General features: G+C 46.0%; 16 protein-coding genes. 6 read left to right on the top strand and 10 right to left on the bottom strand.

The annotated features are described in order from the left end of the window. Positions 1-13 precede the first annotated feature (13 nt). From RID53_RS25355 to RID53_RS25340, 4 genes are all read right to left on the bottom strand, one after another. On the bottom strand, positions 14-1,186 hold the full coding sequence (locus RID53_RS25355; protein ID WP_446390731.1) for a YbjN domain-containing protein: 1,173 nt from the start codon (positions 1,184-1,186) through the stop codon (positions 14-16). Between the two features lie 121 nt (positions 1,187-1,307). Beyond that, complete coding sequence (locus RID53_RS25350) at positions 1,308-1,838, bottom strand: hypothetical protein (protein WP_446390730.1); 531 nt, start codon at positions 1,836-1,838, stop codon at positions 1,308-1,310. Between the two features lie 12 nt (positions 1,839-1,850). Next, entirely contained in the window at positions 1,851-6,932 is a 5,082-nt protein-coding gene (locus RID53_RS25345; protein WP_446390729.1) for a hypothetical protein, read from the bottom strand. Between the two features lie 186 nt (positions 6,933-7,118). Continuing rightward, complete coding sequence (locus tag RID53_RS25340; RefSeq protein WP_446390728.1) at positions 7,119-7,358, bottom strand: helix-turn-helix domain-containing protein; 240 nt, start codon at positions 7,356-7,358, stop codon at positions 7,119-7,121. Between the two features lie 125 nt (positions 7,359-7,483). Between RID53_RS25340 and RID53_RS25335 the strand changes: the two genes are divergently transcribed. Both RID53_RS25335 and RID53_RS25330 read left to right on the top strand, forming a co-directional pair. Further along, the gene (locus RID53_RS25335) at positions 7,484-7,738 is read left to right on the top strand and encodes a peptide ABC transporter substrate-binding protein (RefSeq protein WP_446390727.1); all 255 of its coding nucleotides are present in this window, start codon (positions 7,484-7,486) and stop codon (positions 7,736-7,738) included. Between the two features lie 144 nt (positions 7,739-7,882). Then, complete coding sequence (locus RID53_RS25330; protein WP_446390726.1) at positions 7,883-9,142, top strand: FAD-dependent hydroxylase; 1,260 nt, start codon at positions 7,883-7,885, stop codon at positions 9,140-9,142. A gap of 481 nt (positions 9,143-9,623) precedes the next feature. On the opposite strand, the gene RID53_RS25325 is transcribed toward RID53_RS25330, so the two are convergent. The 3 genes from RID53_RS25325 to RID53_RS25315 form a co-directional block, all read right to left on the bottom strand. Beyond that, a complete protein-coding gene (locus RID53_RS25325) occupies positions 9,624-10,559 on the bottom strand; it encodes a circadian clock KaiB family protein (RefSeq protein ID WP_446390725.1) in 936 nt (311 codons plus the stop codon). Positions 10,560-10,734: 175 nt separating this feature from the next. Further along, positions 10,735-12,060: a PilT/PilU family type 4a pilus ATPase gene (locus tag RID53_RS25320; RefSeq protein ID WP_446390724.1), complete on the bottom strand. Its 1,326-nt coding sequence runs from the start codon at positions 12,058-12,060 to the stop codon at positions 10,735-10,737. 133 nt (positions 12,061-12,193) lie between these two features. Continuing rightward, complete coding sequence (locus tag RID53_RS25315) at positions 12,194-14,728, bottom strand: DNA gyrase/topoisomerase IV subunit A (protein ID WP_446390723.1); 2,535 nt, start codon at positions 14,726-14,728, stop codon at positions 12,194-12,196. Positions 14,729-14,863: 135 nt separating this feature from the next. Here RID53_RS25315 and RID53_RS25310 point away from each other — a divergent pair, with 135 nt between their 5' ends. Next, positions 14,864-15,265 carry a response regulator gene (locus RID53_RS25310; protein WP_446336864.1) on the top strand — a complete coding sequence of 134 codons (402 nt, stop codon included), beginning with the start codon at positions 14,864-14,866 and terminating at the stop codon, positions 15,263-15,265. Positions 15,266-15,827: 562 nt separating this feature from the next. Here RID53_RS25310 and RID53_RS25305 read toward each other — a convergent pair. Further along, positions 15,828-16,721 carry a tetratricopeptide repeat protein gene (locus RID53_RS25305; RefSeq protein WP_446390722.1) on the bottom strand — a complete coding sequence of 298 codons (894 nt, stop codon included), beginning with the start codon at positions 16,719-16,721 and terminating at the stop codon, positions 15,828-15,830. A 119-nt stretch (positions 16,722-16,840) separates the two neighbouring features. After that, a complete protein-coding gene (locus RID53_RS25300; RefSeq protein ID WP_446390721.1) occupies positions 16,841-17,035 on the bottom strand; it encodes a hypothetical protein in 195 nt (64 codons plus the stop codon). Between the two features lie 56 nt (positions 17,036-17,091). Here RID53_RS25300 and RID53_RS25295 point away from each other — a divergent pair, with 56 nt between their 5' ends. Together RID53_RS25295 and RID53_RS25290 are read left to right on the top strand one after the other, a co-directional pair. After that, positions 17,092-18,525, top strand: a complete 1,434-nt coding sequence (locus RID53_RS25295; protein ID WP_446390720.1) for an efflux RND transporter periplasmic adaptor subunit — start codon at positions 17,092-17,094, stop codon at positions 18,523-18,525. 188 nt (positions 18,526-18,713) lie between these two features. Then, on the top strand, positions 18,714-19,931 hold the full coding sequence (locus tag RID53_RS25290) for an ABC transporter permease (protein WP_446390719.1): 1,218 nt from the start codon (positions 18,714-18,716) through the stop codon (positions 19,929-19,931). Between the two features lie 356 nt (positions 19,932-20,287). Here the strand turns inward: RID53_RS25290 and RID53_RS25285 are convergent, their stop codons facing one another. Continuing rightward, on the bottom strand, positions 20,288-20,647 hold the full coding sequence (locus RID53_RS25285; RefSeq protein ID WP_446390718.1) for a hypothetical protein: 360 nt from the start codon (positions 20,645-20,647) through the stop codon (positions 20,288-20,290). 263 nt (positions 20,648-20,910) lie between these two features. On the opposite strand from RID53_RS25285, the gene RID53_RS25280 reads away from it, so the two are divergent. Continuing rightward, on the top strand, positions 20,911-21,675 hold the full coding sequence (locus RID53_RS25280) for an ABC transporter ATP-binding protein (RefSeq protein ID WP_446390717.1): 765 nt from the start codon (positions 20,911-20,913) through the stop codon (positions 21,673-21,675). The last annotated feature ends 111 nt before the right edge of the window (positions 21,676-21,786 follow it).

Genomic DNA, 21,786 nt, shown 5'->3' with positions numbered 1-21,786 from the left:
TCGCGCGTTGTCGTCAGGATTCGATTTGTGCGATCGCCTCTTCCGGTGATTTTTTGCTAGAAATCACGGCTTCAATACCCGGAATGTATTGATCCATAGTTAAAACATTGGTATAAACCAACTGTTTCAATGTTTCTTCGGTCAGGAAGCTATCCTTAATATCAATGCTAGTTTTGTAGCGAATTTCACCTGTGTTGAAGTCTAGTTCAAAGTTACCGATAATCATGCCAAAGTTAGCGCGACAAACAAACTCTCCTAACTGTTTGCGCTTCTTCTGAGTAACTTTAACTGGACAGAGGGAATAAAAAACGAATTGTTGCTGTGCTTCTCTGGCTCTAGCATAGCAGTTGAACTGACCATTTTTTCCTTGAAATAGGAGATGCAACGTTGAGTTATCTAGCTGCTTAAATGCCCATTCCTCCTCTTGAAAAAAACTGGTCATCACCTGAAAAATAGTCCTTTCTGAAGCAACTTCTTCGGTTATCTCAGAAATACTTTCAGCTAGTTCAGCAAAGGCATTTGTCATCTCCTCGACAGTTTCTGAAACCATCTCCTGAGTCATTTCCGAAATACTGTCAGTTATCTCGGCAAAGTTTTGGATCATGTCCTCCACTGCTTCTTTCACAGCATCTTCAGTAACTCCTGAACCATTAGTGTTAGCCCATTCCTGGGCAAAATTGAACATCGCTTCATTCATTTTTTCAGGCTCAATGCCGTTAGCAGTAATGTCGGCAGGGTTAAGATAATACCAGAGAGTACGATAGCTAGTTTTGTTTTGGCTGACTTCTGTGGCGTACCAACTATGCACGGAGAGGAGAGGATGATTAGGTTGTTCTTGACTGAGGTTTTGTAGGTAGGTTGCGGCTTGTTTTGGAGTTGTAGAATTTGCAGTTAGCTCAGGTAGCAAAGCAGGGTCTAAAGTTGCTTTGATTGTAATATCAGTTGCGGCTTGAAAAGCGCCATTTGAGAAAGGACTGCGGATTTCTGGTTTGAGGTTAAATAAGGCTTCAGTGTCAATCCGTCGATATACTCCTGGGCTAACTTTGAAAGTTAAATGGCATCTTGTGGTATTCTCATCCCATCCAGCAATTGCTAGTTCTACCCTTGAGACCGCTAGGGGTGATTCCAAATTACCGAAGAAAGATAGTTGGTTACTGAAGGAATAATATTCTGTACTGTTTTCCATACCGAGCTTTTAATCTCCAGTCTCAAAACTAGCTCATTCACTAGCAATAATGTGTAAAATTAAAGGATTTTATTGTTTATTTTTCGGAGCCAGATTGATTTTCAGAGATACCCATTTAAATTTAAATTTGAGATTCCACAAGCTCAAGTTGAGTACAATATTGTTGGTAACTTTCATCACTCAAAAGTTCAGGTTGCAATTCCAAGAGAGCCTTCAACACAGCTCTGATGAATTGCAGCCACTGCTCTAAAAACTGATTAGCTTGAACGGGAATATATGTATCAGGTAAAAACTTAAATCTCATCCCCGAACCCGGTGCAGTCTCAAAACGGATTTGAATGACATTATCTTGGCGTTCCATCAACATTCCCACATCTGTACCTTGCTCAAAGAAATCAATTTCTAATGCGTGGTTTGTGTCTTTTGTAAGTTTTGTCAAAACATTAGGAATCGTCTCAAAAATCGTCGATAAATCTGGGTCTAAATCGAAGCACGCCTCATGACCTTGAACACTGACTGTAAACTGACCTTGGTAAATTGATAAGAAGTAATCTAAACAAATAGAGAGTTTACTTGCATCTACTATTTCCATGAAAGAACCAGGTTTATTTCGCTTCTTCCACCAGTAAGATATTTGAAATTCTTGACTCATATTGGCTATCTTTTAACTAAAAGGGTACGCTGTTTTTACTGTTCCGTCGGTATTACGAATGACCTTTACAATCTTGACATCTTTGAGTATTTCTCCATTAGGAAGATAGACATCACCCACTGGTTTACCCATGTTGATAATGTGTTCACCCGGTTCAACAGGTGCTAGTTGTTCGGCTTCGATGATAAATTCTTCATTTTTCCAATGTCCCTGGGGATTATTTGTACTGCGAACACGATCTATCAGTTCTTGAGGATTCCTTTGGGGTCCATGGGTTTTTACAGCATGACCATAAACCTTTGAATTTGGATCTCCCCAGTTACCCAGGCTATCATGTGCTGCTTGTTGCTCTGGAGTGAGTTTTGGCGAAGAAGCTTTTTTACGGCTAAGTTCAATCCATTCTTCAAATGTCATTGGTTCCCCAGCCGCTTTGCGACCACGTTCAGCCATATAGTGTTGATATCTTTCCCAGTCTCCTTGAGCAGTTCCTTGAGAATGTTTTTGCATACCTTTGTGACGGCGTTGAGCTAGTTGCTGTTGGTATTTATTCCACTCCTCTACTAATTTTTCATAATCTTCTCGAGGAATTGCATCTTCAGCACTATTGCGTGGAGTATCAGTCTCTACCTTACTTTTTCTGCCATCTACTATCTGAGTTTTTGTACCCTTTGGAGAACGTCTATCAATAAGTGATACTAGCTGATTATTGGGTAAATCGTCCCCAAGTGCAACAACCTGTCCACGACCTGCTGGAGTCTTCAGTTCGTCTCCTACCCTAGTCAATTCTGGCAATTCGTCTTGTTGGAGTTCTATAATCCTTCCATTAGCAAGAAGTATCCAAGGATTTATCAATCCTTCAAGTTGAAATCTTCGATTCTTAACCCGAATACGGAAAGCCTTAAACCGCATCTTGTTCAACAGTCCCTGACCTAAATCCTGGAGACGTTTAAACTGTTTACCGATACCGCTTTCAGCAATGCCCTTAAACAGTACCTTACCCTTCTTAATCAGGTACTTCGCACCCTTAATAACTGCTTGCGTAACCTTCTTAGCAACTTGGATACCTCCTTTAGCTAATGCCTTCGCCCCTTTAGCCGCCGCCTTCGCCCCCTTAAGGGCTGCTCCACCGACTTTGAAGGTCAACCAGGACACTAATTCAATCGCTCCTGCGGCTAACCCTTTGGCTAAACTCTTACCTCCGGGTTGGATTTCTCCTTCCCAACCCTTAGCCAGATAATCGCGGATATGACCCCCAATTTGAGCAATGGTCACTCCGGCAAATAAGGGACCAACGACTGCCATGATGGTTGGTAAAGCCGCCGTTATCGCTCCACCTGTAACGATATTTGCCGCAATGAATCCCGCAACCCCGACAACTCCTGCACCCAAAACGATGGGCCAATTATCTGACCACCACTGACTAATCCCTTGTTTCATCATCTCCCATTTGATTTCTGCCCGCTGTTTGGGAGTGAGTCCATCATTGGGAATAGTTTCTGGGGCTTGTTCTCCTCCCTCCTGTTTTTGACCAGTGGCTTCAGCCATAATCGTGTCCATTGAGCGACTCTCATCATTGGACTCACCCAGCATGACTTCCCCATCACCATTGGTTTGTTCCATTAACTGGGTGACTAACTCAGGGGAGAGTTCCATGTTGTTTTCTACGCCATCAACGCCAACATTGTCAGTTGTCCAAGGGGGACTTGGTAATTCTGACGCTTCACTCCCTTGTGCTTTATTTTCTCCTTGTTGGCTGGGTAAACTAATACCCATGGTCGCTGCTTGGGATAATTCTTGGGGTGAGAGCGGTTGGTCAAGATTTCCGCCCAACAGTTCCTCTAAAGCCGCCGTTTCAAATTGGGCTGGTGCTGTCTTAGCCGCTTCCACTAGGTTGCCAATACGTGTGAACAGTTCAGCAAACTCACCGTTAATAATCATGCCGATAACGGTGAGAGCGCCGTTGTAAAGATCTTGGATGAGACCTAACAGAGAATCTAAGGTATTGGCAAGGAAATCGAGAACCGCAGAAATTCCTTTCTTTAATAAGTCAGCAGCAGCATTAACCGCTTTCTCTGCTTTTTTAACTGCCTGGTCAATCTTGGCATTGATTTTCTTGGCTATTTCTGGAAAGGCGGCAAAAGCAACTTTGACCAATCCCTTTAGAATTTCACCGAAGACTTTGATTAGTCCAACAATTGCTTGACGCGCTAAATCAATCGCTGCTGTCGCCAGTTTTTTAGCAGCATCAAAAATTGCCTTAACCGCTTTGCGGAGGTTGTCATAGATGAAATTAACGGCTTTTTTAATGCCATCGATCAAGGCTTTGGCTTTCGATTTAACCCAACCCCAGAAACCACCTGATTCTTTTTCGCCTTCCTCTTTCTTCTTGTTGGCTTCTTTATCAGCTTTCTGTTTTTCTTGTTCGACCTCTTTCTCTGCGTCTTCTAAATGTTGGGCAGCTTTCTCCTCTCCCTTGAGCTTTTCGGTGTCAATTTTATCCCGCTGTTCCTGACTAGCTTGACTGGCTTTCTCCTGATAGTCCTGATCAACGGTATCGAGTTCGGTTCGCCACTCCTGTCTGGCTTGAGTGACTTCTGCCTTAGCTTGTTCTTGTTCGGCTATTTGTTTTTGTTTCGTTTGTTCATCTAAACCCGCAATTTCCTGGTCAGCATCCGTTCTAGCTTGGGCTGTATCGGTGTCAAATTTATCTTTACCTGCCCGATATTTCTCTTGTTCTGCTCCAATCTTTTCTCTCAGCAAAGGGGTCAGGGATTGATTCAGTCCGCCTGCGTCTTCTCCTGGCACAGTCGGAGATTCAAGTCCTTGCATCGTCGGCGGTGCGATCGCAGAAAGTTCTTTGTTTGCTTTGAGGGTTTCATTGCTGGCTTTGGGAAAAATGCTATTCTCACCAAAGTCTTGATTCGTGTCAGCAACGGCTTGGGCTTTCGCAGTTTGTAACTCTTGATTCGATTGTGCCTGAGCAGACTGGATTTGAGCCGGATTCGCTTCCCCCTTTAAATCCACATTGGGGCGTTCTCCAGCACTGGTGCTAATTTGACTGGTGTTCATCTGGACATTAGACAAAGCTTGTTGAGCGCTGCGGCTCAGGGCTTCGTCATTTTGTCCTTCTTGTTGAACCTTGCCACCAGCAAGTTGGGTTGGTGCAGGCGGTGGAGCAGGTGGAGCTTCTGGTACTTGGGTATCATATTTAGCTTCGGGTTGAGCTGAACCTTCCGTTTTCACTTCAACCTTCGGCTCTCCTTTCGATTGAGCGGCTTTTGTTGCGGCTTTCTCTGCTGTTTGAGTTGCTTCTGTTCCTTGAGCAGGTAATCCAGTGGGTGCTGGAATTTCTGGTATCGTTTCCTGTAGGTTTTGTTTTTGTTTTGCTAGTGCTGGAACTGAAGCGGCTTCGGCTTGAGCGTAAGCAGCAACAGCTTGAGTCGGTGGCGTATTTTTTAGCTGTTCGATAATCTGGCCGGGATCTTCCGCCGTAATCGTCACAGCTTCTTGGGGGGCTGATGCCGCTCCTTCTCCCCCTGTACCTCCACTCAAACTAGCTTCTTGAGTTTGGGGAGTCATTGCAGTTGGCGCTGTTGGGGCATTACCCATACTTCCACCTGTCCCAGTTTCAGCTTGGCTTTCTACTGGAGTTTCTACTTTTTCTTGAGGCTGTTCCTTTGTACTTGTTTCCGATTGCTGGTTTTCCTTGGCAGCTACTGACTCTACCTGGGTTTGAGGTATTTGCTGTTCTTTATTCGAGGTCAATTCCAGCGGATTATCTTCCAGCTTTTTTGCCTCTAGCGATTCGGGTTTGACTTGCCCTTGTTGTAAGGATAAAGGTTGTTGTTTATCTGATAAAAATTCGGAACTCTTATCCGATAACTTCTTAGGTTTCAGAGTATCAAGTTCTTGCTGCTCTGGCTCCGACTCATTCTCCTGTTGTGGGATGGATTGTTCGAGAGACGGTGTAGCTGTAGCGTCAGAGGATGGTGACTGTGTTTCTTTTTTCTGAACCGTTTCTTCTTCGGGTTCCTGGAGAGGCTGGTTTTGGATGTCTTCATCCTCGGTATTATCCTGACGTTGAACTGTTTGAGCTGGTGACTGATTCAATACAGGATTAACTGGCTTTACAGGTGACTCAATTCGCTGTGAAGTAAAGGTATTGAGTCGATTTAATCTGGGGTTAGGGGTGGATTTTATTGGTTGAACAACCTGATTCGACAACCTACCCAAATTAACCTGTCTCTGAATCGAAGATGAGGGTGTACCGGGAACGTTTACTGGAATGTCTAGAAAATTATGATACTCTTCTGATTGTTCTGTTTGTTGAGCTGGTGTATCTGAGGTTTCTCCTTGGCGTTGAACCGTTTGAGACTCACTCGATGATATCTCGTCTTCTTCAGCCTCTGGGATTTCTTGGCGTTGGATGGTTTCATCCGATTCCTGCGCCTCTTGTTCAGCTTCTGGCTCAACCTTTTCCTCGTTTTCAACGGGCTGCTGTTGAATCGAATTGCCTAATCCTCCAAAGTTTACCTGTCTTTGTATAGAGGATGGCGATGTACCCGGAGCATTAACAGGGAGTTCGAGGAAATTACGAGAAGGTTGTTCGGCTTTCGCTTGAATGTCGGCTTCTTCTTCTGGATTATCAATGCTATCTGTATCAGATTCAGGTATTGCCTCGGCTTCACTATCGGGTATTTCCTGACGCTGGATACTACTATCTGCTACAGAAGCATCTGAGGCTTCAGCAAAAGCAAGATCTTCTGGCTTTTTCGTCTCGTCTTGAACTTCCGACGCATCCGCCTGAATATCTACAGTATCAGTAGTGGGCTGCTGCTTTGTGATCTCACCTGCCTTTGACTGAATCGGACTGGCTTCGGCTGTTGGCGCAGGAGATTGAAGTGGAATCTTTTGGGAGTTATAACCTACCTGGGAAATTTGATCCGCTTGTTGTTTGAGCTGTAATTTTTCCTGGGGCGATAATGTCGGTGACAGCACTTTGGCACGACGCCTCTGTATTGTGAAGGGATTCGGCACGGGTGTCGAATTGGGCTTTGAGAAGCCTTTTTTCCAGAGGTGTTCGTGAGAAGACATTGCCAAGTGCCTCAACGATAGCGGTGATTCTGCTTCAGAGTCTCTCTATTTTACCTGCTTAGTGCTGGAAATTGATTAAATATTTATCAAAATTTAGGCGACTAGCTAAATAAGTTTTGTGAAGGAGCGCGATCGCTTTTCCCTCTCACTCAATATTCTTATCCTCTGTACAGGTACGCATTACTTCTACTCTTCATTCTTAATCAATTCACCTAAATATAATTCGACAAACGTCTCGGCAGCGGCTGGATTAATTCCCTGAAGTGCCTGGACAATCTCTCTTACCGTCTCTGCCGTTGGATCTCTAACTTCATGAACCCAACGGTAAACACTGCCACGTTCAATTCCTAGTGTCACCGCCAACTTATTCTGGCTGATTCCGTAGGTGTTTAAAACCTGCCTGAGTGCTTCGCCTGCTTTTCCCATGCCTCTAATCGTGTCAGAGGCAGATAAAGAAGTAAATGTAAGCCTACTGGATCACATCCTGGTAGAATCAAAATGTGACCTATTAGGTTTACATCCTGCGGCAATTCAAAATTAGGTGAATCCCAATGTCAGAAGACTTTATCCCCGATATTCTCGAAACCCTTACCGTTCCCCCCTCTCCATCAGCCACACCAGAACCTACCCCCCACCGTGAACCTGTCAAAATCTCGATTATTGGTTCTCGCCGAGGCGTGAACAGCATCATTCGCACCTTGTACCGCCTCCGATTCGCCGAAGTGATTGAATGGAGTCCCTTGCAGCCTACAGGCAATCCTGGTGAATTTGTGAGTATGTTGATTCGGCAGATTTCTACCTACTAAGGAAAGTCTCTAAACCAACGAAAGTCGGGGCGGGTTTAGTCACTTATGGGTGCAACCAAAACGATAATGGTGAAACCCGCCCCTACAAACCCATCTGCGACTTGCCCTCTTCAGCTATCCACGTCAAAATGAAGAAAAGTAAAAATGCTTATCATTTCGATACATTCTCTGAACATGGCGCAAGAACAGGCATACAATCAAACCTTTGACTATGATCTGGTCATCGTTGGCGGCGGTATTGTCGGCGCAACCTTCGCCTGTGCGTTGAAAAAGTCGGGGTTGCGGATTGGATTAATTGAGGCAAAACCTCAGTCAGTCGCCGTAGCCAGACGGCAAGCTTACGCCCTCTCGCTGCTTTCTGGGCGCATTTTCCAAGGAATCGGGGTTTGGCAGACGATTCAGCCGCAAATTGCCACCTATCGGCAAATTCGTCTCTCTGACGGTGATTATCCCAAATTTGTGCAGTTTCACCCCAACGATTTAGGTACGCAGGATTTGGGGTATGTGGGCGAACATCGTCCCTTGCTTACGGCGCTGTATGAGTTTTTGGCAGATTGTCCGACTGTAAGCTGGTTGTCTCCGACGGAAGTGGTTGATGTCGAGTATCAAGCCTCTGGGGTAGAGGTTACGGTAAATGTGGACGGAACATCTCAGCACCTACGATCGCGCTTAGTTGTTGCGGCTGATGGTTCGCGATCGCGTATTCGTACAGCCGCCGGAATCGGGACAAAAGGCTGGAAATATTGGCAATCCTGCGTCACCGCCCGCATCAAAACCGAGAAATCCCATAACGATACCGCCTTTGAACGCTTCTGGGAAAGTGGTCCGATGGGGGTACTCCCTCTAGCGGAAAATCGCTGTCAGGTGGTGTGGACAGCCCCTCACGCCGAAGCCCAGCAGTTAAAAGACTTAGATGAAAAAGAATTCCTAGAACTCCTAGAATACCGCACAGGCGGACTTTTAGGGCATTTAGAACTCGATAGCGATCGCATTGTCTTTCCCGTACAGTTAATGCAAAGCGATCGCTACACTCAACACCGCCTCGCCCTGATTGGCGACGCCGCCCATTGTTGCCATCCTGTGGGTGGACAAGGGTTAAATATGGGCATCCGAGACGCCGCCGCCCTTGCCCAAGTCATCCAAGACGCCCATCAACAGGGTGAAGATATCGGAGACGAACGGATACTCAAGCGCTATGAACGGTGGCGCAAACGCGAAAATCTCGTCATTTTAGGCTTTACTGATTTCCTTGATCGAATATTTTCTAATAACTGGTTGCCCATCGTTACCCTACGTCGCCTAGGATTATGGATGTTGCGTCATCTGTATCCTATTAAGTGTTATGCTCTGCAATTAATGACAGGTTTAAAAGGACGTATTCCTCAAGTCGCTCAACTTAATTGAATGACACTGACTTAAGTAAGGTCTGCTGAATAAGTTTTGTGGTAAGGAGAGGCAATAGGGAATAGGCAATGGGCAATGGTTTCAACATCTCGATTTCGCGGCAATTGAGCGTGCCGAAATTCGATCGATGTTGACCCTCTGTCGAGGGAGAATTCGGTGCTGAGGTCGGCAAAATTTCCAGGATGCAAGACGGTTATAGTGTAAAAACTTTGCACTTGTTGGGTCGGAAAATGGCTTGAAACCCCTATCTAGTCTACCTTTCACACTTATATAGCCCTACGGGGATACGTTAGGACATTCCCCTGTTGCCTGTTGCCTGTAGCCTGTTGCCTGTTGCCTTTTCACCCAATTGTATTGTCCTAACCTTAATGCGTAGTGCTATACAGCAAGCCCTAAGTAGAATATCGCTGACTTGGTAAGTCTTTGAACCCGTTTTAACGGGTTTAAGCTTTGAGCCAGAACTTTAGTTCTAGGCTTACTTTTATCGTTGAGCCTCTGGAGCAATAAGGATGCGTAAAAGATTTTCTAAATTGTTCAAATCACCAACAATACGTCGGACGGGTGGGGGCCAAACTCTCAGCAGTGTGGGAGTCGCTGAAATTTGATTAGCTTCTGCTTGTTCAGGATGCTTAAATACATCAATTACTTTTAGAGTATAAGGATGTTGTAGGGATTGTTCGAGTAACTGATGCAGTTTTTTCAGGATATGTTCAGTTGATCCACTGTGTCCTGATACAAATAAGCGCAGGACATAACTAGGAGTAGTTAAGGGTGTAGATTTAGCCTGACTCGAATTCGATTCCCTATCTGAGTTCGGGGAGTCTAGAGGATCAATTTCTGTAGACGATGGGTGGGACGATTCTTGCCATGGTGTTTGTTGAATCGTCCAACGTTCTGGAAAAGACCAAGGGTAACTCTGGGGAGATTCAATCAGACTTGAATCGTGATCATGCCTAGGATTAGCATCAGACAACTTTTCTAGACATTGATCCGGGCGATCGCAACGGATAATCAAATCATGATCCTGCCACAATTGGGGAAAGCGATCGCGATAGGTCTCCAAAACCATGGGATCACAAGTCTCTTCCCGCCAAGGAGTGACTTGCCAGACCAGATTTCTAACACCAAACACCGCATTCAGCAAAGCTTGATGCTGTTGAATCGGGGGATAAAGTTCTGCTGACGTTCGCATCTGTTGGCTATAAGGATCGAGCCAACGATCAATTGTGCCAGTATATCCCGGCACTAAAAAATGGGGCGGTTCTGGTAATCCGAGAAGTTCTTGTAAACTCGCACACAGATGTAAATGCCAATGCTCTTGTTTACTAGGGTCAACGCTATAAATTAAATCTCCCCCTGGTGTAAATAGGGCAATGCCCTTAAATAACTGAGGAAACGAGCGTTGAGTCTCGTCCATTGCTGATTGTTGATTGTTGATTGTTGATTGTCACAAATTAGAGTTTTTCTAGTAAATCAAGGCGGCAGATCACAAGATAAGATTTTCCTGGCTGCCACCTCTTTGTCCTAACATAAGACGTAGCTTGTTCCTTTTCGGGAAGCGAGTATGACGAATGACAAATGACAAATGACAATTAAATACGACCCCGTAACATCATCGCCATTTCATTTTGAGTCGGCGACTGTTCTAGGGCAGTTTCTTCTGTGATACGTCCTTCCTGATAAAGGTTAAACAAGGACTTATTCATCGTGATCATGCCGTCAAATTCATTAGCCGCCATCAGTTCGTGAACTTCCTCATATTCACCCTTACGGATATAATCCCGAATCGCTTCTGTATTAATCAGAATGTCGTGGAAGGCGGCACGTTTGCCATCAGTGGTGCGACATAACCCTTGAGCAATGATTGCCACCATGGATTCGGCAAAAGCCACACGGATAGCGTGTTGTTCTTCTGGATTATAAAGATTGAGAATCCGTTCAATGGTTTTCACCGCACTGTTTGTGTGCAGTGTCCCCATAACCAAGTGACCCGTTTGAGCCGCTTTCAGGGCTGTATTTACAGTTCCCCGATCCCGCATTTCCCCCACCAGAATCACATCCGGATCTTCCCGCAAAGAGGCTTTTAAAGCGTTGTCAAACTGGAGGGTATGAGCGCCGACTTCCCGTTGTTTAATTAGGGCTTTTTGGCTTTTATGAACAAATTCGATTGGGTCTTCAATCGTAATGATATGCTTTGGCATCTCCTTGTTCATGTAGTCAATCATCGCCGCTAGCGTCGTTGACTTACCTGAACCGGTTGGACCCGTGACCAGAATTAAACCCTTGTGATAACTACAGACATCCCTAAGGATTGAAGGGAGTCGCAACTGTTCCATCGTCAAAATCTTGAGTGGAATCAAGCGCAGAACTATTGCCGGTCCAGTCAGGGAGTCGAAGATATTAATCCGCACCCGGGCAAAGTCATACTGTGCCGCACCATCAAATTCGAGTTCGTTTTGGAAACGGCGAATTTCTTCATCCGTGAGAATTTCCCGCAACCAACTCATAAACGTCGGTTTATCAGTTACAGGATATTCTGTATGTTCCATTTCCCCTCGGTTTCGCATTCGAGGGACTTCACCGACTCCAACGTGAACGTCAGAAAAGCCCTTGTCATAGGCTTCCCGGATCAGTTGGGCTAATGTTGGCTGTCCAGGAGAAAGTCCCGCACCCGGCGCTGGTGTCCGGGGTTTGACGCCCGATGAAGGTGGGCGAGAACTCGGTGCTGTTTTAACGGCAGTAGGCGCTGATGCCGACTGACCCGCCTTGGGCGGCATCGGCATTGTTTTAGAGGGCATCGCTTGGGTTGCCCCTGGCGGCGCTTTCCGAGACGTTCCTCCTCTGGGCGGTGGCGGTGGCGCTGGAGGAACGCGGGGTGGAGGGGGTGGCGCACTCGGAGGTCGTTTTGGATCGGTCATGGTTGAACTATCACTTAAGTTAGATTTTCTATACTGGTGCTTCCAGAATTCCCAAGCTTTAGGGATTAAATAGCATTCACGTACACTTATCCCCCACTATAAAACCATATCTAGCTGATCGAAAAGTTTTCGGTTACGGCAGGATTGCTGTAACGTTGATAATTGTTTCATTTGACTTGAGTTTAACCAAGCGATCGCCACACCCATCTTTGCCGGACAACTTTACAGATTTTAACGATACAGTCATGACTCGATTGTCGCTGGTTAGCAACACAGCCGTCTCTGTTTGAGAGGCGTTAATGACTCCCATCAATCGATCCGTTGAGGTTTTAAATTGCAGGGCTTGAGTACCCAGATCACCCCGTTTGATGCGTCTGATGACACCGAGTCCGATGCGTTTGCCATAGCCTTGCTCAGATACCAGTAAAAGATTCTCGTTGGGAGCGATCGCCACACATCCGACTAATTCCTCCCGACGCCGCAGTCGCAATGCCTGATTTCCTTGAGCTGTACGCCCCATAATCGGTAAATTTTGGTCGTTAATTTCAAAGCGTAATAAGCGCCCATTACTGGTAGCGATAATCAGATCATCATTGGGTTTAGCCAGGGTAACATACGCTAGAGAATCCTCCTCTTTGAGCTTGACCACCGTTAAACCGCGTGCCGTTAAGTTAAGTAACTCGGTAGCGGGTAGACGTTTAACTCGCCCCTGTTGGGTGAGCAAAATCAGGCTGAGAGACTCCGAGAGTTCTCTGGGTCGAAAATGGGCGATAACAGTTTCAGATTGAGCTGCATCAGGAAGGAGACGAGTTACAGGAATACCTTGCTTACGCCCTGCGGCGGGTGGGATATCTTGCACTTTCAAGGGGTAGGCTTTACCCCCACTGGTTAGGGTGGCAAATTCTGACTGGGTGGTGGTTTGCTGCGTCTGAACCACAAAATCGTTCCCATCTTTGATCGAGGGTTTGGATTTGGGATCAGGGGCAGAACGCAGGCGTTGTACGTTTCCTTGATAGGTAAACTCCAGAACTGTTTGTTCGGCTTCAATGTCAATCAGACTTGGCGATGGGGGTTTTGAGGTCGAGGTTTTTGGCTTGTCTGAGGTTTTGGTTTTCTTGCGGGTTTGTTTTTCGGATTTGGGTTGTTTGGGTTCTTTAAGAGATTGCGGCGATCGGATTTTGGTGCGACGCGGATCAGCATATTTCCGTTTGAGCGATCGCAACTCTTTTTTCAGGGTTTTGAGGAGTTCATGTCGGCTACTGAGTAAGTCCTGGAGAGTTTCAATGCGGGCGGTGAGTTCCTCAAATTCGGTCTGGAGTTTTTGCCGTTCTAACCCCGTAAGGCGGCGCATCGGCATGGCAAGGATGGCATCAGCTTGACTCTCACTCAGGTTTAACTGATCTTGAAACCGAGTCTTGGCGGTTGTGCCATCAGGCGCATGGGTGAGAATTTCAATCACGCGAGTGAGTTGATTTAAGCAAACCAATAATCCTTCCACCAGATGACGCCGTTGTCGTTTCTGATCAAGTTCATAGGTATATTGCCGAGTCAGGGTTTGTTCCCGGAAGCGTAAGAATTCTTCCAGGCATTGCCGTAAGGGTAGCTGGCGGGGCTGTCCATTGACTAATGCCAGCATAATCGCGCCAAAGTTACTTTGTAAGGGGGTTTGTTTATAGAGGTGCTGAAGAACATCTCTGGGATGAGCATCCCGTTTAAGTTCCACAACCACCCGCATCCCCCGGCGATCGCTCTCATCGCGCAAATCGGCAATTCCGTCTAAGCGTCCATGATTGACCAGATCGGCAATTTTTTCAATCCAAGCCGCTTTATTCACTTGATAGGGTAATTCTGTGACAATGAGTGCCGTGCGGCGATGACGGCGAGTACGCCCGACTTGAATCTCTTCCACCTTGGCAATTCCCCGCACCGGAATAATGCCACGTCCACTGCGATAGGCATCCCGAATTCCCGACGTATCGATAATTTCCCCTCCCGTGGGAAAATCGGGTCCGGGAATTAGTTTCCACAATTTCTCATCCGCCAGATCCGGGCGATCAATCAAGGCGATTAACCCATCTACAATTTCGCCCAAGTTATGAGGCGGAATATTCGTTGCCATGCCAACCGCAATGCCAGAGCAACCATTGAGCAGTAAAATGGGTAGTTGAGCGGGTAAAACCACAGGCTCTTGTTGAGAGCCATCGAAATTATCGATAAAATCAACGGTTGCCTCGCCAATTTCTGATAGGAGGGCTTCATGACTGATGGGAGACAGCCGCGTCTCTGTGTAACGCATGGCAGCCGGTGGGTCGTTATCCACCGACCCAAAATTGCCATGACCCGCCAATAGTGGATAGCGAGTGGAAAAGTCTTGGATCAAGCGCACCATAGCATCGTATACAGCTTGATCCCCATGGGGATGATACTTCCCCAAAACATCACCCACTACGCGAGCGCACTTACGGTAGGGTCTATCGGGGGTTAAACCCAATTCGTACATGGCATACAAAATACGCCGATGCACGGGCTTTAGACCGTCGCAAACGTCTGGCAAGGCACGCCCAACGATGACACTCATGGCATATTCAAGATATGACTGTTGCATCTCTGCATGGAGGGGCGTGGGAATAACTTGACCAGTCGCCAGCAGATTCAACTGTTTTGCCATGAGTTCTGTGTCCTAATTTCTAACCACAACGAGATGAAAATTTGATTTTTTTTGTGGCAACATTGCCCAGTCCCTGTCAGACTGATGATCAAATCGCACTTTTGTTGAAAAGACGACTTTCTTGATGCAACGCCCATGAAAACCGTTCTGATTGTAGAAGACGATCCCATTAATCTTCGCGTTTTTTCCAAAATTCTCACGAAGCGGGGTGGCTTGAATGTCAAGGGAACCGAAGATGTAGAGGAGGTCATGAAAATTGCCCACGCGGGAGATGCAGATATTATCTTGATGGATGTTTCCCTGGCTCACAGTGTTTACCAAGGTAAGCCAGTAGACGGCATCAAGATTACCCAAATGCTGAAAGCGGACGCTCAAACCAGCAATCTGCCCATTATATTAGTCACGGCTCATGCTATGGAAGGCGATCGCGAAAACTTCCTTAAGCAAAGTGGTGCTGATGGTTATATCTCTAAACCTGTTGTTGATCATCAACAGTTTGTCGATCAAATCCTGGCACTTTTGCCCAAAGATGATTAGGCAAACCTGAGTAAGAGCAACACCTGGAGATAACCCGTGTTGGTTGGTGTAGGACGATTCATCCTCTGAAACTGGGTGCTGACATTGCCGAACCCCTAGAGTCTTGCTAAAGTACATCTGTACTGTACCACAACCGTTTCGGCAAAATATAGAGGTTTACCAACCTTGCCCTAAAAGGGACAAGGATTGACCAAGCCAATTTGGACAACGTAAGCGGTGATGGCCCTAAGTGAGCCTAGTTCTGGCACAGACTTCCGAATACTTCCCTAGTTCGGACTATCTCTAAGCCTAATTGGTTAGGCGTTGGGTAATGCCAAGACATCTTGGACTGGGTAGGCGAAGGGACTTATTACAGGGCAAGCTGGTTCCTGGGATTATCTCCATTTAAAAACCAGCATTTAATTGTAAAACTGTCTGATCAAGACAGGGTTTGTGACCCAAAGGAGTTTCGACGAAAAACGTCAGAAATCTTGCGGTCAGTTTTGCTTATACATCCCCTGATACCATACCTTAGCAGCGTAGAGACGCGCCCTGGCGCGTCTGGGAACACTCAAATTTTGATTCAAGGGGTAACGTCTACTTGTACAGGAGCGTTGTTACCGGGGGCAATGGTTGCCTGAATTCTGGGGTTTGCCAAGAATTTTTGAGTATCAGACATCAGACGTTCCCCCCAAAGATTTTCTTTGAGGAACTCTAAATCAGCATAACGCTCATCTGAGCGGAGGGCTGTTTCTCCTAGAGTCAGTCCTCTGTCTTGCTCCCCTTGGGTATAAAGTGCTACGGCTACAGCCAGCTTCGGTTCAGCTGCTTCTGGATCAATCGCGATCGCGGCTTGCCATTTGTCAATCGCGCCAGCCACATCCCCCTGTTCATACTTGACCAATCCGATATTATTGATCGCGGGCCACACGGGCCACGTATCACTGGGTTCCTGATCTGCCGCTTTTTGGTATGCGGCGATCGCCTTTGAATACTGATCCAGCATATAGTAGGCGTTGCCTAGATCAAAGAGCGCTTCGGGAACCTCAGGTTCTATCTTCAAGCCAGCTTCTAAACTAGACACGGCTTTTCGATACTCCTCTTTCTGAAAATAGACATTGCCTAAGGAAAAGAGAACACCAGCCTCTTCAGGCTTCAAGGATTGAGCCTTAGAGAGTGCCTCAATTCCCTCGTCGAATTGCTGGTTTTGGACATACAAGGTTCCCAAAATAAACCACGTTTCAAAACTATTGGGAGCAAGCTGAGTTGCTAGTTTAGCTCTAGACAATGCCAGATCGTATTGCTGGAAACGGGTAAGCTGAACGGCATCCTGCGCTAGATTCAAGCCTTGCTGCTCTAATTCCTCAGCATCGAGCTGTAAAGTATAGGGAAGCAGGGCTTGGGCGGACACAGGAGCAGGTTTGGTCAGCCAAGCCAGCAGAACAAAAATAGGCAATAACAGAATACGTTTGAACACGGTGAAGTCTCAAACCACAACAAAGAATCTTCAGCTACGTTAGCACTCTTACTGGCGTTCTCGTCCAGGGAATGATGTGGAAGACTGAAGCAGCAGGGATGTCGGGGCGGGTTTTATCGCTAATCTTCTGGAGAAAACCCATAACCTAAATTGAGGATGCCCTTCGTTAGTACGGTTAGTATAGGAATAAAGGAACTTGAACGGCTTAGACGGGCGTCGTTGACGTAGCACCAACCGAGATAGCCAAATCGGTGTAACGGAAACAGATGATTGATTGTTTGTTTTTGCGCCTTGCGAGGAAAATAAGTGTTCACTCCTTAAAAGCAAGAATTCTGCTGTAACAGATTAATGAGGGAACCTGACACAGACTATGGGTAAAGACAATAATCCTCTCCCTTGGGTAATGGGATTCATCACAGCCAGCCTTGTTGTCGTGGGTGGTGCGGGATATTATTGGGTGGTTGCGGCAAAACCAGACCAACTTGATCTTGATGAACTGACTGTGCCAGTGGATGTGCAGGATTTAGCCGTGCGAATCACGGCAAATGGTACGGTACAACCCGTTCAAACCGTTAACCTGAGTCCGAAAACGGCGGGTCGTTTGGTCAAGCTGGAAGTCGAACAAGGGGATCAGGTTGACGCGGGAGACGTGGTGGCGGTAATGGAGCAAGAGGATCTTAAAGCTCGGTTTGTAGCCGCCAGAGCTGAACGAAAGCAAGCACAAGCTCGTTTAAAGGAAACCCAAGTCAGTCGTCCTAAAGAAATTGCCCAAGCCAAACAGCGACTCATACAGGCACAAGCCCGTCTTGCTGAAGCCCAAGCCGGTAATCCCAGCGAAATTAAACAAGCTTTCGCTCAAGTCCTCACTGCTCGTTCCCGTTTAAATTTAGCTCAAGAACGAGTTAAACGGTATAAGGACTTGGTAGAAAAGGGAGCCATATCCCAAGATCAGTTCGATGAGACATTGGCTGAATTCCGTACCGCCACCGCCCAGTTTTATGAAGCTCAACAACGTTTAGAGCAAGTACGTAAGACTAAAGAGGATGAAACCAGCCCAGAGATTGTTCAACTCAAAGCTGCGGTTAAAGAAGCTGACTTGACATGGCAACAACTTCAGGAAACCTACGAAGCCGAGATTGTCCAACTTGAAGCAGCCGTAGAAGCAGCTAACGCTCAAGTACTGGCTGCTGAAATCCAAGGGATAGACACGATTATTCGTGCGCCTTTTCCGGGAATTATTACTCAGAAATATGCCACGGTTGGCGCATTTGTCACGCCAACAACCTCGGCATCAAGTACAGCTTCAGCGACCTCTACATCAATCGTCGCATTAGCCACCCAACAACTAGAGGTTCTGGCTGAAGTTCCCGAAGTTGATATTGGACAAATTCAAGAAAAACAGCAAGTACAAGTTACCTCAGATGCGTTTCCGGATCAGGCTTTCCGAGGTCAGGTTAGGTTGGTTGCTCCAGAAGCTGTTGAGATAAATGATGTTACATCGTTTCGAGTGCGAGTTGTCCTAGCGCCGGAAGCGCAGGAGAAATTGCGCTCTGGAATGAACGTTGACCTGACATTTTTAGGAAAACCGATTAGCGATGCTCTGGTTGTTCCGACAGTGGCGGTGGTGACGCAAGAGGGCGAAACTGGGGTTATGGTTCCTGATTTTGAAGATCAGCCTAAGTTTAAACCGGTCACAATTGGAGCAACTATTGAGGATAAAACTCAGATTATCCGGGGATTGAGAGAAGGAGAAAGGGTGTTTATTGATTTACCTGAAAACTATAATCCTGAAGAAGAAGAGTAGGAGAAAAGGAGAGCTGGGGAAGCTGGGGGAGATGGGGAAGATGGGGAAGATGGGGAAGATGGGGAAGATGGGGAAGAATAAATGAAATTAAAGCTTATCCGAACAGTATTGGGAGAAGGGGATTCGTGTCTGGAAAGCTGACGAACCCAAAAATCTATAATCATAATTTCTAATTCATAATTCACAAAATGGATATTGTAGAAAGCATCAAAATGGCATCTACCACGTTGATGGCGAACAAGCTACGCAGTAGCTTAACCATGTTGGGCATTATAATTGGGAATGCCTCAGTGATCGCGATGGTGGGAATTGGACAAGGAGCGCAAAAACTAGCCTCTGAACAGTTTGAAGCTCTCGGACCTAATGTCCTATTTGTGATTCCCGGCTCTCGTGAAGCGCAACAGACAACCGTTGATTTTCCTAAAACATTAGTTTGGGAAGATGCTCAGGCGATCGCGACTCAAGTTCCAGCCGTTGCCGAAGTCGCTCCGCAAATTAATTTGAGATATTTAATTACCTACCGCAATCGCAATAGTAATTCATTGGTAACCGGAACAACCCCAGAATTTCTATCGGTTCGCAGCTTTAATGTTGAAAAAGGACGGTTTTTTACCGATATTGACATCAAACGCAACAACCAAGTTGTCGTTCTGGGTTCTGAAGTTGTCGAAAAATTATTTGGCTACCAAGATCCGATTGGTCAATCGGTGCGAATTAAAGATGTTAGCTTTGAAGTTATCGGGGTGATGGAACCCAAAGGTACTTTTTTAGGCAATAACCAGGATGATGCGGTGTTTATCCCTTTAAGTACGATGGCGAATCGATTGCGGGGACGCACTTCGCCTTATGGGGTTCAAGTAAGCTGGATTGCGGTTTCGGCTAGGGATCGAGATAGTATTAGTGCAGCTCAGTTTCAAATTGAAAACTTACTGCGGCGACGCCATAAAATTGTGGGTGAAGATGATTTTGGTGTTCAGACTCAGGAGGATATCTTACAAATCGTCAATACGGTGACAGGTGCATTAACAATCATGCTCGCCGCGATCGCAGCCATTTCCTTAGTTGTTGGCGGTATCGGTGTGATGAACATTATGCTGGTATCAGTTAGGGAACGAACCCAGGAAATTGGACTACGGAAAGCCGTGGGTGCTAGAGAACAGGATATCCTAATTCAGTTTATGATTGAGGCAATTATTCTCTCCGCCGCCGGGGGAATTATTGGAACCGCAATTGGTGTAAGCGGTGTTTTACTGGTTGGTGCTTTCTCGCCCTTAAAAGCTGGAATTTCACCCATTGCTATTCTCGTAGCTGTTGGCGTTTCCGGAGGAATTGGTTTATTTTTTGGCGTCGTTCCCGCCAGACAAGCAGCGAAACTTGACCCAATTGTGGCGTTGAGGAGTGCTTAGAGTGCCATGGCACGTCTGTCAATTGTAAGGGCGGGTTTAGGAACTCAATTGGCATGTCACCGATAACGTACTAACAAAACCCGCCCTACCTTACCGATAACGTATCAATAAAACCCGTCCTAAGCTGTCATGCATTTAAATTGGGTATTAGTAGCGAGCAAGATGCCAAGCCTGCGGCATGGCTTCGCTAAACGCACTACAAGGCTTTCGCCGTTATTGATATTAAGGTTTAAATGCCGAACAGCTTACCCCACCGATAAATGAAAAAAACCTGCCTTGCCTTACCAAGAAATAAACAACAAAATATGCTTTTATATTATGTCCATAAAAAAACTTGACTTAAATGAAATTGAGTTCTACTGATCAACTAAAAATACAGGAGATTCGAGAACATGAAAATACATCAGTGCTACAACAACTAATGTATAAACCGTTGATGCCCCAAAACCAATGAGTAAATCTTTTTTAGGATTCCGTTGCTTTTGCTCAAAAAACATATCTGTAGCCCCCATTTGCATCATTAAAATTCCTATAATATTGGAGAGCCAGTAACCAACAGCGGTGAGCGGTAAAAACAGGTCAGGAAAAATCCAACTGAACAGATAGGCAAAAAGGTAGGCAATGGGCATATTAAAAAATAAGTCATTCCACCAAGACAACGGGGAGAGCATATAGCCAATTCCCATTAAAAATCCACCTCTCAGTTTTTTCAGCATTGAATTTACCCAGTCTATCTATAGTTATTCCGTTATCATTGGGTAGGGCGGGTTTTGTTGTTTGGTTATCGGTGAAGACATAATTGAGTCCCTAAACCCGCCCCTACAGATGAAATATCATGATTATAAACCAAAAATACTATTTAGGCTTTTGTTCGTTATCAGTGGGTAGGGCGGGTTTTGTTGTTTAGTTATCGGTGAATACATAATTGAGTTCCTAAACCCGCCCCTACAATTGTCTTCTTGTTTAACCGTAGGACTATATGCACGACTCTATCAATTTTCCATCGTCCCTTCATTCAACAGCAGTGGAACCACCCATTATTATTCGTCTAGAAAATATTTCTAAGGTTTATGGTACAGGTAACACAGAAGTCAAAGCCCTAAGCCAAGTAAATCTAACTATAGAGAAAGGTGAATACTGCTCAATTATGGGGGCGTCGGGGTCAGGAAAATCAACGGTCATGAATGTTATCGGCTGTCTTGACCAACCCACGTCTGGACGCTATTACCTAGATGGTGTGGATGTTTCTCATCTGGATGATACTCAATTAGCTGGGATTCGCAATGTCAAGATTGGTTTTGTGTTTCAGCAATTTCATCTTCTGCCGCAACTCACTGCTTTGGAAAATGTGATGTTGCCTATGGTGTATGCTGGAATTTCTCCCCAAGAACGCCGCGATCGCGCCATGAGTGCTTTAAAACGGGTTGGCTTGGAAAATCGCCAGTTAAATAAGCCCAATCAACTGTCTGGTGGACAACAGCAACGGGTAGCCATTGCCCGGGCGATCGTCAATCAACCCGTATTACTTTTGGCAGATGAACCAACCGGGGCGCTGGATTCTCATACGACGGCTGAAGTGATTGGGTTATTCAGTCAACTCAATGAGGAGGGAATTACGGTGGTGATGGTGACTCACGAACCGGATGTCGCTCGTTTGACGAAGCGTATTGTTTGGTTTCGGGATGGAGAGGTGATTTATTCTTATTTGACGCCAGAGGAAATGGTACAAGTGGCAACAGGGTAGTGGTTCATGGTTCCTTGCTAATTGTAATACCCGACAAGATTTGGAACCAAAAAGCCAGCGCCACTCAAAACTCGGTCAGGGCGGGTTTAGTCGCATCTAGGTGAAACCAAA

The sequence above is a fragment of the Coleofasciculus sp. B1-GNL1-01 genome, assembly GCF_040220235.1.
In the GTDB taxonomy this organism is placed as follows: Bacteria; Cyanobacteriota; Cyanobacteriia; order Cyanobacteriales; family Coleofasciculaceae; genus Coleofasciculus.
This window is presented reverse-complemented; position numbering and strand designations above follow the sequence as displayed.